General features: G+C 71.5%; 19 protein-coding genes. 9 read left to right on the top strand and 10 right to left on the bottom strand.

Annotated elements, in window-relative coordinates:
- Positions 1 to 111: 111 nt before the first annotated feature.
- On the top strand, positions 112 to 1,338 hold the full coding sequence (locus DEJ29_RS08210) for a cobalamin-independent methionine synthase II family protein (RefSeq protein WP_111095159.1): 1,227 nt from the start codon (positions 112 to 114) through the stop codon (positions 1,336 to 1,338).
- A 272-nt stretch (positions 1,339 to 1,610) separates the two neighbouring features.
- On the opposite strand, the gene DEJ29_RS08205 is transcribed toward DEJ29_RS08210, so the two are convergent.
- Complete coding sequence (locus DEJ29_RS08205) at positions 1,611 to 2,573, bottom strand: SDR family NAD(P)-dependent oxidoreductase (RefSeq protein ID WP_111235116.1); 963 nt, start codon at positions 2,571 to 2,573, stop codon at positions 1,611 to 1,613.
- A 75-nt stretch (positions 2,574 to 2,648) separates the two neighbouring features.
- Between DEJ29_RS08205 and DEJ29_RS08200 the strand changes: the two genes are divergently transcribed.
- A complete protein-coding gene (locus DEJ29_RS08200; protein ID WP_071405277.1) occupies positions 2,649 to 2,909 on the top strand; it encodes a hypothetical protein in 261 nt (86 codons plus the stop codon).
- A 103-nt stretch (positions 2,910 to 3,012) separates the two neighbouring features.
- Positions 3,013 to 3,867 carry a glycoside hydrolase family 16 protein gene (locus DEJ29_RS08195; protein ID WP_110863937.1) on the top strand — a complete coding sequence of 285 codons (855 nt, stop codon included), beginning with the start codon at positions 3,013 to 3,015 and terminating at the stop codon, positions 3,865 to 3,867.
- A gap of 26 nt (positions 3,868 to 3,893) precedes the next feature.
- Here DEJ29_RS08195 and DEJ29_RS08190 read toward each other — a convergent pair whose 3' ends face one another.
- Both DEJ29_RS08190 and DEJ29_RS08185 read right to left on the bottom strand, forming a co-directional pair.
- Positions 3,894 to 4,094: a hypothetical protein gene (locus tag DEJ29_RS08190; protein WP_111110269.1), complete on the bottom strand. Its 201-nt coding sequence runs from the start codon at positions 4,092 to 4,094 to the stop codon at positions 3,894 to 3,896.
- Between the two features lie 38 nt (positions 4,095 to 4,132).
- A complete protein-coding gene (locus tag DEJ29_RS08185; RefSeq protein WP_111095161.1) occupies positions 4,133 to 4,504 on the bottom strand; it encodes a DUF3140 domain-containing protein in 372 nt (123 codons plus the stop codon).
- Between the two features lie 114 nt (positions 4,505 to 4,618).
- Here DEJ29_RS08185 and DEJ29_RS08180 point away from each other — a divergent pair, with 114 nt between their 5' ends.
- Both DEJ29_RS08180 and DEJ29_RS08175 read left to right on the top strand, forming a co-directional pair.
- The gene (locus DEJ29_RS08180; protein ID WP_164941096.1) at positions 4,619 to 4,765 is read left to right on the top strand and encodes a hypothetical protein; all 147 of its coding nucleotides are present in this window, start codon (positions 4,619 to 4,621) and stop codon (positions 4,763 to 4,765) included.
- 75 nt (positions 4,766 to 4,840) lie between these two features.
- Positions 4,841 to 5,788 (top strand): methyltransferase family protein, encoded by a 948-nt coding sequence (locus DEJ29_RS08175; RefSeq protein ID WP_111095162.1) that lies wholly within the window; start codon positions 4,841 to 4,843, stop codon positions 5,786 to 5,788.
- Here DEJ29_RS08175 and DEJ29_RS08170 read toward each other — a convergent pair.
- From DEJ29_RS08170 to DEJ29_RS08160, 3 genes are all read right to left on the bottom strand, one after another.
- On the bottom strand, positions 5,769 to 6,185 hold the full coding sequence (locus tag DEJ29_RS08170; RefSeq protein WP_111095163.1) for a VOC family protein: 417 nt from the start codon (positions 6,183 to 6,185) through the stop codon (positions 5,769 to 5,771). The two genes, DEJ29_RS08175 and DEJ29_RS08170, sit on opposite strands and share 20 nt — an antisense overlap.
- A 242-nt stretch (positions 6,186 to 6,427) precedes the next feature.
- The gene (locus tag DEJ29_RS08165; protein ID WP_111054623.1) at positions 6,428 to 7,042 is read right to left on the bottom strand and encodes a DapH/DapD/GlmU-related protein; all 615 of its coding nucleotides are present in this window, start codon (positions 7,040 to 7,042) and stop codon (positions 6,428 to 6,430) included.
- Positions 7,043 to 7,160: 118 nt separating this feature from the next.
- Positions 7,161 to 8,117 carry an AraC family transcriptional regulator gene (locus tag DEJ29_RS08160; protein ID WP_111095164.1) on the bottom strand — a complete coding sequence of 319 codons (957 nt, stop codon included), beginning with the start codon at positions 8,115 to 8,117 and terminating at the stop codon, positions 7,161 to 7,163.
- A 105-nt stretch (positions 8,118 to 8,222) separates the two neighbouring features.
- Here DEJ29_RS08160 and DEJ29_RS08155 point away from each other — a divergent pair, with 105 nt between their 5' ends.
- Positions 8,223 to 8,552 carry a hypothetical protein gene (locus DEJ29_RS08155; protein WP_111095165.1) on the top strand — a complete coding sequence of 110 codons (330 nt, stop codon included), beginning with the start codon at positions 8,223 to 8,225 and terminating at the stop codon, positions 8,550 to 8,552.
- Between the two features lie 10 nt (positions 8,553 to 8,562).
- Here DEJ29_RS08155 and DEJ29_RS08150 read toward each other — a convergent pair whose 3' ends face one another.
- Complete coding sequence (locus tag DEJ29_RS08150) at positions 8,563 to 8,877, bottom strand: hypothetical protein (protein ID WP_071244494.1); 315 nt, start codon at positions 8,875 to 8,877, stop codon at positions 8,563 to 8,565.
- Between the two features lie 188 nt (positions 8,878 to 9,065).
- On the opposite strand from DEJ29_RS08150, the gene DEJ29_RS08145 reads away from it, so the two are divergent.
- Together DEJ29_RS08145 and DEJ29_RS08140 are read left to right on the top strand one after the other, a co-directional pair.
- Positions 9,066 to 9,902, top strand: a complete 837-nt coding sequence (locus DEJ29_RS08145; protein ID WP_111095166.1) for an SDR family oxidoreductase — start codon at positions 9,066 to 9,068, stop codon at positions 9,900 to 9,902.
- Positions 9,903 to 10,039: 137 nt separating this feature from the next.
- The gene (locus DEJ29_RS08140; protein ID WP_110863897.1) at positions 10,040 to 10,537 is read left to right on the top strand and encodes a hypothetical protein; all 498 of its coding nucleotides are present in this window, start codon (positions 10,040 to 10,042) and stop codon (positions 10,535 to 10,537) included.
- Between the two features lie 25 nt (positions 10,538 to 10,562).
- Here DEJ29_RS08140 and DEJ29_RS08135 read toward each other — a convergent pair whose 3' ends face one another.
- The gene (locus tag DEJ29_RS08135) at positions 10,563 to 10,904 is read right to left on the bottom strand and encodes a DUF4333 domain-containing protein (RefSeq protein WP_110863898.1); all 342 of its coding nucleotides are present in this window, start codon (positions 10,902 to 10,904) and stop codon (positions 10,563 to 10,565) included.
- Positions 10,905 to 11,215: 311 nt separating this feature from the next.
- Entirely contained in the window at positions 11,216 to 11,854 is a 639-nt protein-coding gene (locus tag DEJ29_RS08130; protein ID WP_181438208.1) for a hypothetical protein, read from the bottom strand.
- Between the two features lie 285 nt (positions 11,855 to 12,139).
- Here DEJ29_RS08130 and DEJ29_RS08125 point away from each other — a divergent pair, with 285 nt between their 5' ends.
- A complete protein-coding gene (locus tag DEJ29_RS08125; RefSeq protein ID WP_146248351.1) occupies positions 12,140 to 13,297 on the top strand; it encodes a glycosyltransferase family 4 protein in 1,158 nt (385 codons plus the stop codon).
- Between the two features lie 165 nt (positions 13,298 to 13,462).
- On the opposite strand, the gene DEJ29_RS08120 is transcribed toward DEJ29_RS08125, so the two are convergent.
- A complete protein-coding gene (locus tag DEJ29_RS08120) occupies positions 13,463 to 14,131 on the bottom strand; it encodes an arsenate reductase/protein-tyrosine-phosphatase family protein (protein ID WP_111095169.1) in 669 nt (222 codons plus the stop codon).
- Positions 14,132 to 14,133 lie beyond the last annotated feature (2 nt).

The following is a 14,133-nucleotide window of genomic DNA, read 5'->3' as shown; positions in this document are numbered from 1 at the left end:
AACGTAACGGGCCCGATCCCTCGTGGCAGAGTGGCACTGCAGCGCACCGCGAAGCCTCGCGCGCGGCCCCCGACTCCCGACAGTCCGCACCCATCGAGAGGAAGGCAGCGCATGCCCTTCGAGAACACCGACCGCATCCAGGCCACCACCGCCGGATCGCTCCCCCGCACCCCGGAGCTCATCGCCGCGAACGCCGCACGGCCCGTGGCCGACGACGGCTTCACGCTCGAGACCACCGACGAGGTCCGAGCCCTGACGAGCGCGGCCGTCGACGACGTCGTCGCACGGCAGAGCGCGCTCGGCATCACGCAGCCCGGTGACGGCGAGTTCGGCAAGGCGATGTCGAACAGCGTCGACTACGGCGCCTGGTGGGGCTACTCGTTCCAGCGCGTCAGCGGCCTGAGCCTGACCGACGAGAACATCTTCTCGCAGCAGCCGGTCCGGTCCACCCCGGGGAACATCCGGCTCACGAGCTTCCCGGACCGCCGCGACTGGACGATCTTCCACGACGCCTACACCGACCCCGAGTCGGGCATCGGCACCGGCAAGAACGCCACCGCGTTCCCGACCACCACCGGCCCGATCACCTACACCGGCCACGAGGCCGCGGCCACCGACGCCGCGAACCTCAAGCACGCGGTCGAGGCCGCCGGCGCGGACAACGGCTTCATCACGGCGCTCTCCCCCGGTTCCGCCGCCCGCATCGCGAACGAGTACTACGCGACCGAGGAAGAACACATCTGGGCGTGGGCCGACGCCCTGCGCGAGGAGTACACGACGATCCTCGACGCCGGCCTCGTGCTGCAGATCGACGACCCCTCGATCGCCGAGAACTGGGACCAGATCAACCCCGAGCCGAGCATCGAGGACTACCGCGCCTTCACCCGCATCCGTGTCGAGGCGCTCAACCACGCACTGCGGGGCCTCGACACCAGCCGCGTGCGCTTCCACCTGTGCTGGGGCTCCTGGCACGGCCCGCACACCACCGACATCGAGCTCCGCCACATCGTCGACCTGATGCTCGACATCGACGCCGGCGCGTACTCGTTCGAGGCCGCGAACGCCCGCCACGAGCACGAGTGGACCGTCTGGCAGGACGTCGCCCTACCCGAGGGCAAGGTCATCGTCCCGGGCGTCGTCGGCCACGCCACGAACGTCGTCGAGCACCCCGATCTCGTCGCGCAGCGCATCGAGCGGTTCGCCTCGGTGGTCGGGCGTGAGCGCGTCATCGCCGGCACCGACTGCGGCCTCGGCGGCCGCGTGCACCCGCAGATCGCCGCGGCGAAGCTCGAGTCCCTCGGCGAGGGTGCCCGGCGCGCGAGCGCGAAGCTCTTCTAGCCGCCCGTTCCTTCCCAGAACAGCTGCGATACCGGGCGAGATCGGGCGTACCTGCCAAGAAGAACACGGCAGGTACGCCCGATTCCGCTAGGTACGCCCGGTTCGGGCAGGTACGCCCGTTTCCGCCAGGTACGCCCGGATCGGGCAGGTACGCCCGTTTCCGCCAGGTACGCCCGGTTCGGGCAGGTACGCCCGGATTCGGACGCACGCGCGGACGGACGGGAGGCCCGGTGCCAGCTGGCACCGGGCCTCCAGGCCGTCAGCGGATGCGTCTACCGACGCGAGCGGCCGAGCACGACGGCCGCGCCCGCAGCCGCGACGCCGAGCCAGACGAGGGGGCGCGTGACGCGCCGTCGCTTCGCGACCCAGCCGCCGTCCGTCGCGTTCGCGGCGTCGGCGGGGGCGTAGAGGTTGCCGTCGGTCGGCGCGCCCTCGCCACGGAGCGCGAACGTCTCCACCATCGGCTTCGTGATCTTGTGGAACAGGCCCGGGAACACGTACTGCAGCGGCACGAGCGACGCCTGGATGCGTCCGACGAAGCGGTAGCGCTTGGGGTGCGTGGCGGCCTGCACGACGGCACGGCCGGCCCGCTCGACCGAGACGGTGGGCGGCAGCGGGTGCGAGGTCTTGCCGGTGTAGTTGGCACCGTTCTGGTAGATCGGGGTGTCGATCGTGGACGGCAGCAGCGCGGTGAACTTGATGCCGGTGCCCGCGAACTCGTCACCGAGCACGTCGACCAGGCCGAGCGCAGCGTGCTTGCTCGTCACGTACGCCGACTGGTACGGCGCCGAGAGCAGCGACTGGATCGAGCCGACGAGCACGTAGGTGCCCTTCCCGCGCTGCTTCCAGTGCGGCAGCAGGTGCGTGATGGCGTTGAGGTGCCCGTACAGGTTCGTGTCGACGACGCGCTTGAACGCCTCGGTGGGCGTCTGCTCGAACAGGCCGTAGACGAACAGGGCCGCGTTGCCGACGAAGACGTCGATGCGACCGAAGCGGGTCGTCACCGTGCCGATGAGGTCCTTGACCTGGTGCTCGTCGGCGACGTCGGTCGGGATCGCGATCGCCTCGGCGCCCAGCTTCCGGCACTCGGCTGCTGCGGCCTCGAGCGAGTCGTGCCCGCGTGCGGCGAGCACGAGTGTGGCGCCCTGCCGGGCGAACTCGTGTGCGGCGGCCCTCCCGATGCCGCTCGATGCTCCGGTGATGACGACGATCTTCCCGCGGTACCGATGTCCCATGTGTCCTTGGTACCCGGCCGTGGTCCGTTCCCGCACAGCCGGGTCGTACCCCTGCACGCGGTGCGAAGATGGAGCATGCGCAAGGACGACCTGACCGTCGACGAAGCCGCGGTCATCGCCGAGCACGCCCGCGCCGGTGTCCTCGACGTCGACGACCCCGAGGTGCGGAAGGTCGTCGAGCAGGCGAACCGGGTGCTGGTCCGTGCACAGATGTGGGGCGAGGAGCGGAGCCCGAAGCTGCGGCGTCGCCGACGGCTCATCGCGGTCGGCGCCCTCGTGATGGTGCTCGTCTGGGTCGCGGGCCTGCTCGTGCCGCTGGCGATGCGCTTCGGCTGACGGGTGCGTCCCGCGGACGAAGCGGGATCCGGGCCTGTTCAGGTGCAGCCGGATGGTGCATGATCCGACGACCACACCACCATCGCGCTGCAGGGAGCACGACATGGACCAGCACATCGATCGACGGCGCTTCATGACGCTCGGACTCGCCGGGGCCGCGACGACCGCCCTCGGCGCGACGGCGATCCCGGACGGCTCGGCACAGGCCGTGACCGGAGCTGCGGCGCCGACCGCTGCGCCCGTGCTGCTCGCCGCCGACGAGTTCGACGGCCCGGCCGGCAGCGCGCCGAACCCCGGGATCTGGCGGTACGACCTGGGTGCCGGCGGCTGGGGCAACGCGGAGCTGCAGACCTACACGGACTCGCGGCGGAACGCGGCGCTCGACGGTGCCGGCAACCTCGTGATCACCGCACACCGCGAGGCCGACGGCTCGTACTCGTCGGCTCGGCTGAAGTCCGAGAGCACCTACACCGCGCAGTACGGCCGCATCGAGGCGCGGATCCGCATCCCCCGCGGCCAGGGCATCTGGCCGGCGTTCTGGATGCTCGGCGCGGACATCGGGCAGGTCGGCTGGCCGGCGTGCGGGGAGATCGACGTCATGGAGAACGTCGGGTACGAGCCGGGGATCGTGCACGGCACGGTGCACGGGCCCGGGTACTCCGGCGCGCAGGGCATCTCGGCGGCGTACACGAACCCGTCCGGAGCAGCGTTCGCCGACGACTTCCACGTGTACGGGGTCGACTGGCGCCCTGGCTCGATCACCTGGACGGTCGACGGCGTTGCGTACCGGACGGTCACCCGGGCCGACGTCGGCTCGGCGACGTGGGTGTTCGACAAGCCGTTCTTCGTGATCCTCAACGTCGCGGTCGGCGGGAACTGGCCGGGTTCGCCGGACGCCTCGACACGGTTCCCGCAGCAGATGACCATCGACTGGCTGCGGGTCCACCAGAACGCCTAGCCGGGGATCGCCGAAGCGGACGAGCGTCAGGGACGGCGGTTCGCCCGGGCGACGAGCCACAGGTACGTGCTGTGCCCGACCAGGGCGAGTCCGAAGAACACCGCGGCGACCGCGTAGACCCGGTCGAGCTTGCCCTGCCCGATCACGAGCATCACGACGCAGAACGCGACGGCGATCGCGAGGACACCGACCTGCACGGTCGACCAGATCCGTCGGAAGCGCGGCATGCCCGTCTCGTTCACACCACCCATTCTGCCCGATGCCGTCAGTGCTTCTCCGGGTCGTGGCCCCAGTTCATGAGCGGCTTCTCCGGGTCGTGGCCCCAGTTCATGAGCGAGTACCGCCACGGGGTGTCGCGCACGTCGCCGTCGGGACGCTGCTCCGAGTGCCGGGCGACGTAGCCGACGACCTTCCGCATGTGCGCCAGGTCGTCGTCGGTGCGGTCGGCCTTGTGCTTCTCGAGGATGCGGACGATGTGCCGACCGCTCTCGTGCCCGGTCGACTCGCCGCCGCCCGAGGGCTTCTGCCCGACGGACTTCGACTCGTCGGTGTCGAGCCACTTCCGCAACTCGGTGGCGGTCATGTTCACCGCGTCGTCGAAGTCGGCCCGGGTCTGCTCGTCGTCGTGCTCGCTCATGCCCTCGAGACAACCCGGCGGTGCTGGACGACTGCGCAGGGCGGGGCGGGTCAGATGGGAATGGAACGGCCCCGCCCGGTGTCGAACTCTCCACCGACCACGAAGGAGCACACCATGAGCCTCGACCTCCACAAGAGCACCGGCGCCGGAACCGTCACCGACGAGCGCGCCTGCCTGCCGAAGCCCGTCCTGCCCACCCTGCACGACGAGCGCACCCCGTCCTTCGGTCGCTGGCTCGGACAGATCAACCACACCGACTGACCCACCGTCGGGAGCGACGGCACGCACGGTCCGCCGACGGCCCGGCCCCTCGCCGCGCACTGCTACCGTGCACCCATGTCCTGGGGCCGGCGGTACTACGCGCTGCAAGCCGTCGGTGGAGCGGCCTGGTGGATCGCCGTCGCGACGCTGCCCTGGATCCGCACGGCCACGCTCGGCTCGCTCGACCCGGTGCTCGTCGCCGTGTTCGACGTCCCGCTGTTCGTCGTCGCCTCGGCGCTCGCCGCCGCCGGCGTCCGGGCCGCCGCGGTGGTCACGACGGTGTGGACCGCCCTGGTGCTCGTCGCCCTGAGCGTCTGGGCCACCGTCACCGGCGAGGCCGGCTGGGGGGTGCTCGTCATGCTGGCCGCCACGATCGGCTCGGCCCTCGCCCTCGCCCTGGTGCTGCTCGGACGGGTCCCGACGGAGTGGGTGACGAGTGGTCCGCTGCGGATCCGGACCGCCGACGCCAGCGCCCCACGCTCCCGGCACGTCACCGCGACCGTGCTGCAGATCGTCGTCTTCTGGGGCCTGTTCCTCGGGGTGTTCCCCCTGCTCATCGCGTTCGCCGAGCACCGCTGGGGCCTCCACCCGCAGCTGCCGGCACCCTTCGTCACCGCCCTCACCGTCGTCGGTGTGGTCGTGCTCCTGCTGGCCAGCGCGCTCGGCATCGCCTCGGCGGCGACGATGTCGACGAAGGGCGAGGGCACGCCGCTGCCCTCGGCCACCGCGAACCGCCTGGTGGTCGCCGGGCCGTACCGGTCGGTGCGGAACCCGATGGCACTGGCCGGCATCACGCAGGGCGTCGCCGTCGGTCTGCTGCTGTCGTCGTGGCTGGTCGTCGTCTACGCGGTCGCCGGTTCCGTGGTCTGGAACTGCATCGTCCGCCCGCTCGAGGAATCCGACCTGGAGGAACGGTTCGGCGACGACTTCCGTCGCTACGCCGAGCAGGTGCGGTGCTGGGTGCCGCGGTGGCCGGTGCCGGCACGCGTGGGTTCGGTGCCGCTCAACTCGTCGCGCCGCTGATGTTGACGAGCCACGACACCCCGTGGCGGTCGGTCAGCATGCCGAAGGTGTCGCCCCACGGCGCAGTGGTGAGTGGTTCGACGATCGTCGCGGCCTGGGCCAGGCCGTTCCACCACCGTGTCAGCAGTTCGGGGTCGTCACCGCTGAGCGACAGCGAGATGCTGCTCTCGGCCGGCGTCGGCATGCCGGACGGCGCGTCCGAGGCCATCAGGAGCAGGCCCTGGTCGCCGTCGAGCTGCCCGTGCATCACCTTGTCGGCGTCGGCGGGGTCCTGGCTCATGCCGGCTTCACCGAACGTGCCGATGGTGAGCGTGCCGCCGAAGACCGAGTGGTAGAACTCGAGCGCTTCGCGGGCGCCGCTCCGGAACCCGAGGTAGGGGTTGAGGCGAACGGTCATGACGGTCTCCCTCGTCCTGCGCGGGCGCCGTCGCCCGCGTCGTGATCATGCTGGCAGAGTGCGCGTCCCCGCGGAAGGAGACGCCGTCGTCTTCGTCCGGCGCCGCCAGGTCGTCGAGACGCCTCCACATTCGGCGGCGTCTTGACGACGGCACGGCGTCGCAGCAACACACCGGCGTGTTCGAAGCAGCACCAACGCCGGACGGGAGGCGCGTGGCGGCGCCGCCACGGGCCTCCAGGCCGTCACCCGGCGGGGTCCACCACCGGCGGTCGCGCGGATGGGGCGAGCTCACGGATCCGCTTCGCGGGGACGCCTGCGTAGACGCCGTGCGCCGCCAGGCGGCCGACGACCACGGCGCCGGCGGCGACCACGACGTCGTGCTCGATGTGGGCGCCCGGCAGGATCGTGGCGCGGCCGCCGATCCAGACGTGCTCCTCGACGACCACCGGACGGCCGGTCGCGACGTCGCTCCACCGGCCCTCGGCGTCGATCTCGTGGTGGCTCGTCATGATGAGCACCTGCATCCCGATCGCGGTGTTCGCACCGATCGTCACGGGGGCCACGGCCTCGACGGTCACGTTGCGGTTGCAGAAGACGCCCCGGCCGATGGTGAGGTGCTTCGGGTCGCCCGTCAGCGAGAACCCGGTCCCCACACCGGACTCGGCGCGTGCCCCCGCGGCACGGAGCAGCAGCCGCCGGACGATCCGGGGCAGCAGCGGGGATCCGAGCAGTGCCGTGAAGACGAAGTGCTCACGGGCGTAGGAGGCGTCCTCGACGAGCCGGCGGCCGAACGTCGACGGATCGGTCGTCGGCGGGACGGCCGTGGTCGGGACGGGTGGTGCTGCTGAGCCGGCCATGGGGTCTCCAGTCGTCGTGGCTGCGTGTCCGTGCAGCGCAAACGTAGGGCGACGATCGTCGGCGATCGGCCGGACGGCGGGCGGTTGCGGGATTCTTGCGGGCCCGCGCGGCTGCTCGCTAGGCGCGGGCGCCGTCCCGCGCGGTGGACGCGGTCTGCCGGGGCAGCTCGCCGAACTCCTCGCGGTAGCTCCCCGCGAACCGGCCGAGGTGGGCGAACCCGGTGGCCCGGGCGATCTCGGCGATGCTCCGACCGTCGCCCGACTCGAGCTGTTCGCGGGCGAGCAGCAGCCGGATGCGGCGCAGGTACATGGTCGGGGTGATGCCGTGGTGCCGCTGGAACGCCGCCTGCACGCCACGCACGCTCAGGCCTGCGGCCTCGGCGACGTCGTCGACGGTGATCTGCTCCGTGGCGTGCTCGAGCAGGAAGGTCTCGGCACGGGCGAAACGGGCGGTGGCGGCCATCGCCGGCTCGTGCTGCCCGACGGGCCAGTGCGGGATCGCGGTGAGCAGCCCACCGGCGGCGAAGCGCGCGAGCTCCCGCTCGCGTTCGACCGGGACGGCCTCCGGTCCGGCCAGCACCTCTTGTGCGACGGACCGCACCATGAGCCACCAGGCAGCGAGCGGCGCGCCCTCGGGGACGTGCCGCGGACGGAACTCGATGGGACCGGGGGCCCAGTCGCCGCGTTCGGCCGCGACCTGTTCGACGATCGAGCGGTCGATGCGCAGGACGTCCTTGTTGCACGCGATCCAGCGGAAGCGCTGGGGCCCCTGCCGGAAGAGCGTCGGGCGGCCGATCTTCACGATGTTCTCGTCGACCTGGGCGACCCCGGACTTCATCCAGAAGATCATCATCGCGTCGCCCGGCTCGATCGTGCCGCTCAGGACCCCGGTGCAGCGGGTCGACTCGAGCGACAGCAGTGCCGTCCCGCGCACGCGCTCCTCGAACACGAACTCGGCGTCCGTGGGTTCGACCGACAGTCCGTGGGTGATGTGCGTCCGAGCCATCGCCTCGGCCGCGACCGACGGCTCGGCGGTCTGGGTCTCCCGCAGCAAGCGGTGCATCGTCTCGGGCACGTGATGATCCTGACGACAAGTCGGCGTCCGCGCAACGAGCGACGCGCCGCGTTCCTGTACGGCGGCCAGCCAACGCGCTGTTGGCTGTGCTCCAGGAGGTCGAACATGAAGTACATCCAGTACGACCGCTCGACGATCCTCACGAGCGACGACGTGGCCGATGCCGTGATCGAGTACGCCGCCGCACTGGCCGGGGGCAGCCGTGCGGACACCGTGGCGATCCCCGCCGTGGCCGCCGACGGCACCATGACGACCACCAAGGTGCTCATCGGTCCGTCGAGCCAGCTCGTCGTCGAGGACGCCGACGAGGACGAACTCGAGGCTGAGGACACCGTGTTCGTGGCTCGCCTGCGCGCCGCCGCGCTGACGTTCGACCACGACGAGGTGATCCACGCGGACACCCGGTCGGACCTGACCGAGGAGCCGGTGGCGTAGGGGCGCCGGCTCAGCGCCCGAAGTCCGGCGGCGACGCGTTGGTGTCGACGGCGAGCACGGCCTCGGTGCGCCGACCGAGTTCGAGCAGGAACGCCTCGCCCTCGGGTTCGAGGTCGTCGTCCGGAGCGGGCTCGAGGGCAACCGGGATCGCCGGGGCCAGGAGCACCTCGATCGTGCTCGCCACCCCGAAGTCGTCGGCCGTCGGGATCGACACGACGTCGCTCAGCCGGCTCTGGTGCAGTGCTGCGGCGTACCGGATCACCGCGTCGGCGATCGTGTCGCTCGTCAGGACACGGACCGTGCCCGCGTAGTTCACGTATTTCACACTTGCTCCCTGGTGAAGAGGAGCATCCGTCGCGGTGACGGTTCCCTGATCCACTGCCACGGTATGCCGCCGTTGCGCGCCGCACACATCTTCGCTTTCCGGACGGGGTACGCCCGGAGCTGAACCGGTACCCAGTGGGGGTCGCAGACGATCGGGGACGTCCAGGGAAACCGACCACAGGGAGAGACATGACCGAGCAGCAGCAGCAGCCCCCGGGGAGCGACCAGGAACTCACCCCGAAGGCCGACCACGGCGAGGAGTCGTACCGCGGCTCCGGCAAGCTCACCGGCAAGCGCGCCGTCATCACCGGCGGGGACAGCGGCATCGGGAAGGCTGTCGCGATCGCGTTCGCGCGCGAGGGCGCTGACGTCCTGATCAGCTACCTGCCGGAAGAGGAGGACGACGCGCAGGACACGAAGCGCTGGATCGAGGAAGCCGGTCGGAAGGCCGTGCTGTTCCCGGGCGACGTGAGCGATCCCGCGTACTGCCGATCCGTCATCGACCAGGCGGTCTCGGAACTCGGCGGGCTCGACGTCCTCGTGAACAACGCCGCCTACCAGATGACCCACGAGACGATCGAGGAGATCAGCGACGAGGAGTGGGACCACACCCTCGCGACGAACCTCAGCGCCTACTTCCACCTCGTCAAGGCGGCCCTGCCGCACCTCGGCCCGGGGTCGTCGATCATCGGCTCGAGCTCGGTGAACTCCGACAACCCGAAGCCGAACCTGGCGCCCTACGACGTCACGAAGGCCGGCGTCGCGAACCTGTCGGCCGCGCTGGCGCAGCTGCTCGGGGAACGCGGCATCCGCGTGAACAGCGTCGCCCCCGGTCCGATCTGGACGCCGCTGATCCCGTCGACGATGCCGCCGGAGCAGGTCGAGCAGTTCGGCAAGCAGTCGCCGCTCGGCCGTCCCGGCCAGCCGGCCGAGCTCGCACCCGTCTACGTGCTGCTCGCCAGTGACGACGGCAGCTACGTCTCCGGCGCGCGGGTCGCCGTCACCGGCGGTACCCCGATCCTGTGAAGGGACGCCGGTCCGGCAACGGGACCACGTGACGGACGGGAGGCCCGGGGCACGACGTGCGCCGGGCCTCCCGTCCGTCGTCGGGGAACGCTCCTGGCTGAATCGCCGCCCACCGGGGCTGGCCTACGTTCAGGGCCATGTCCACGCGAGCGAAGACCGTCACGGCGCTGTTCGGCGCCGCCACCGTAGCCCTCCTGCTCACCGCCTGCGACCCCGGCGGAGCCCAGAACATCAACCCCGTCGGCAAGGTCCCCGGCTCCGAGGAGAAGTCCCAGTCGGCCCAGTGCGACGTGGCCGCCAGCGCCGCCGTCGACATGATCGACAAGGCGGTCGGGTCGCACGACACCACCGAGTTCGCGAACATCCAGAAGGGGGACGGCGGCTGGTACCTCGGTGCCGCGATCGTCCCCGCGGACAGCAACGACTCGAACGACGACGAGGTCACCATCTGGGCGACCACCGCCGACCCCACGGCCGACGACTTCGACGGTCCGCTCTACGCCGTGAACGACGTCGCCAAGCAGGCCGTCGCCGACGAGACGACCACCACCTCGGACGCGCCGACGCCGTTCGCCGACGACTCGAAGGCCGCCGAGCAGGTCGAGAGCTGCGTCGTCGAGGCGTCCGACCGCTAGTCGTCGGACACCGCGCAGTGGCCGATCAGTCCTTGGGCTGGTCGGCCACTTCCACGTCCACGTGGTAGTCGTCGCCGCCGTCGGTGCTGATCGTGGACACCGAGTCGTAGACCACGTCGTAGCCCGCCGTGTTCACGTCGCAGTGCACCTCGGCGCCGTCCTCGATCGCGATGTCGTCCGCACCGCAGTCGACCTCGGGCGTCGCGTCCGAGACGTCCGCCAACGCGTCGACGACGACGCGTTCGAAGGCGTCCGGTGTGACGGTCCGTGACGACGACGTCGACACCGTGCACCCGCTGAGCGTCACCGCCAGGGCGATCGTCGCGGTGAGCGTCGTGAGTGCGGTGATGGCGCGCTGGTGCTGCATGGTGTCCCCCGTGGTCCCCTGGCCGCTGCTCGCCCCGAGATCGGGGACCGGCAGTTCCTCGACGATAGCGGGAAGGTGCGAGGACGTCTGCCACGAGTTCGGGTCAGGAGCAGACGTCCTCGCGCTACGACGCCGTCGGGTTCGACGCGGTGGTCATGACGAGGCCAGCCCGGGAACGGGGGGTCGGGCACCCGCCGGTAGGGTCCGGCGGGGTAGCTTCCGGAGACTGTACGACGACCACGGCTCAGACGTGTACAGGATCCGCCGGAACCGGACAGGAACCGGCGGGTCCCGGATCAGCCCGTAGCCGCTCAGCCGTGCTGCAGCCGGTCCGCGACGCGGGCCCACTGGTCGTGCTCCCACTGGGCGTAGGCCTGTCGCCGACCGGATGACCCGAAGTCGTTCTCGACGTTCGCACTGACGGTCATGATCGTCTGCCCGTCGGTGGCTCGGACCGTGAAGTCGATGTTCAGCACCGATCCGGCCCCGCCGATGTTCTGATCGGTCGCGGTCAAGATCAGGCCGGAGTTCACGCCCGGTCGCACCGTCGGATCCGAGTAGTCGTACAACGTGCTCACCCGGAAGCTGTCGTCCCCGAACCGGTTCAGGGTGAACGGCACCACGTCACCCACCTTCGGGAACGCGGTCGGGGCGCCGGTGATCGGGATCCCGCACGAGAAGCAGGTGTGGAGCCGGTTCCAGATGTCCGTGGGGCTCGCGTGCCCCAGGGGGTAGGTGAACGAGTAGTTCCAGTGCTGCGACGGGGTGGACGGGGCCGTCGCGGTGGTCGAGGTGGAGGGCGTGGTCACTGTGGGCAGGGCGGCAGCCGCCGGTGCGGCGTCTGCGGAGGCCGGCGCCGGAGCCGCCACCAGGACCGAGCCCAGGACGAGCGCGACGCCGGACAGCAGCGCGGAGACGTGGTGCGCCCGAGAGGGCATGGAGATGGACATGTCGTCTCGTTCCTCGGCGTGTGCCGTCAGCTTCGCCAGACGATCGTCTGGTGGCTCCACGGTAGGCGAGCTGGGACCGCGCCCGGCTGGGCGTCCGCCCGGGGAGTCGTGAAGGCCTGCTCAGCAGCACAGCGGCTCACTAGACGATCGTCTTCTGAACGCCTACGGTTCCCAGCACCCCGTTCCGCTCCCGAACCGTGAGAGACCGCATGCGCAGCCCCCGCCAGACCACCGAGCTCGAGACCGGCCGCTGACGTGGCCGCGGCGAAGGCGACCGTCCTGCTCGTGAGCGACTTCCCCCTGTCGGCAATGCGGGGTGAACGCGCCGCGCTGGTCGAGCAGGCGAAGGCCTTCGCGGAGTCCGGTCACGTCGTCTGGGTGGCGACTCCGCGCTCGAGCGAGACCGCGGACCTGCGGAAGCACGGCGTCCGCCTGTTCGAGGTCGAGCCGTCGATCAGCGCCCCGGAGAGCGACCTACCCGTGGTCCGCAACTCGGTCCGTGTCCGCAGGTGCCTCGGCACGCTGATGGTCGAGGAACGGATCGACCTCGTCGTCACCCACTCGGACTTCGGCCTCGCCGCGGCAGCGCTGACGACGGCGCGCTCCCTCGAGCTGCCGACGATCCACACCGTGCACGGTTCGGCGCCGGTCCGGGGCTGGACCGCGGCGGCGATGGCACCCCTCGCACGGCACGCGCACCGCGTGGTGACCGGGATCCGGCCCACACGGCACCGCTTCACGGGGCATCCCATGGACGACGCGCGCCGCAACATGGCAGTGGCCGTCTCCGGGGCGGCCGACGTCGTCGTCACCCCGACGACGCGGCAGGCCCGCGTCCTGCGCGAGGCCGGCGTCGGCCCGGTCCACGTCGTGCCCAACGCCCTCGGCCGCCGACCGGTCGAACCGCCGCCGGCGCCGGAACTCGGCCCACTCCGGCTCGTCTGGGCGTCCCGGTTCACCCCGGACAAGCGCCTCGACGTCCTCCTCAACGCGATCCGGCTGGTGGAGATCCGACTCGGCGCACACGCCGTTCGGGTCGACGTCGCCGGCGGGACCGTCCCCCCGACCCGCACGCCGGTGTCGGTCCGTGTCCACGGCCGCCTGTCGTCGCAGGCCGTCCACGACCTGCTGCTGTGCGGGCACGCGGCGGTGGTCTGCTCGCTCGAGCACGACGGCCAACCGATGACCGCACTCGAGGCGTTCCGGGACCACCGTCCGGTCATCGTGTCCGACATCCGCCTGGCGAGCGAGTTCGGCTCCGCCGCTGTCCTGACCGACGACGAGACCGCGTTCGGGCTCGCCACGACGATCATCGAACTCGCCTCGGACCGGACCCTGCTGCGGCCGCACACCGCCGCCGCCATCGAGCACGCGCGGCTCGCGACGGCGGAACGGCACACGGATCAGGTCCTCCGGCTGGTCGCCGGCAGCTGCCGTCCCTGAGTGACGGCTCCCCCGCGAGCGCGCGCCGCCCTGGGCGCACCACGGGACGGACGGGAGGCACGGTGCGGGCCCGTCCCGCGCCTCCAGTCCGCAGGCGGTCGAGCAAGGAGAACGCCCCGATGAGGAGGGGGGATCTCATCGGGGCGTTCCGTTCGTGGGGCCGCGTCAGGCGGCGAGGCGCGCAGCGAGCGCGGTGGCGCGGGACCGGAGGTCCGCGTAGGTGGCCTCGTACGCGTCCGGCGTGCCGACGCGGGAGGGGTTCGGCAGCGACCAGTGCAGACTGTCGCCGTCGTCGATCGACTCGTGCGCGCGGTCGCAGACCGTGACGACCAGGTCACCGTCGGCGACGAGGTCGCGGAAGGCACGCGGGACGTGGCGGCCGAGGTCCAGGCCGTGGCGTTCCCCGACGGCGACCGCCCCGGGGGCGATGGCGGCCGCGGGACGCGTCCCGCCCGACAGCGAGCCGATCTCGCTGACCTGCGCCCAGACGCCCGCGGCCAGCGGGGAGCGCGCGGAGTTGCCGGTGCAGACGAACAGCACGCGGGACACCGGGCCGGGCACCGCCGCCGAACCGTGCGGGACACCGCTCGGTTCGAGGTGCAGGTAGCTGCGGCGCCCGTCGCCGTCGGAGCGGCGTCGCGTGACCAGACCGGCCTGCTCGAGGACGCGCAGGTGGTGCGCCAGGAGCGGGCCGGAGATCCCGAGGGCAGACCGCACCTCGCTCGGGCTGGCGTCAGACGCGGCGAGCAGGTCGACGATCGCCAGGCGGGCGACGTCGCCGAGTGCCGCGTGCTGCGCCGCACGCCGCTCGAGGTCCTGCCGCCGGGTGTTCATCG

The sequence above is a fragment of the Curtobacterium sp. MCPF17_021 genome (assembly GCF_003234605.2).
In the GTDB taxonomy this organism is placed as follows: domain Bacteria; phylum Actinomycetota; class Actinomycetes; order Actinomycetales; family Microbacteriaceae; genus Curtobacterium; species Curtobacterium flaccumfaciens.
The sequence above is the reverse complement of the archived record's forward strand: the minus strand, read 5'-3'. Positions and strand labels throughout refer to the sequence as shown.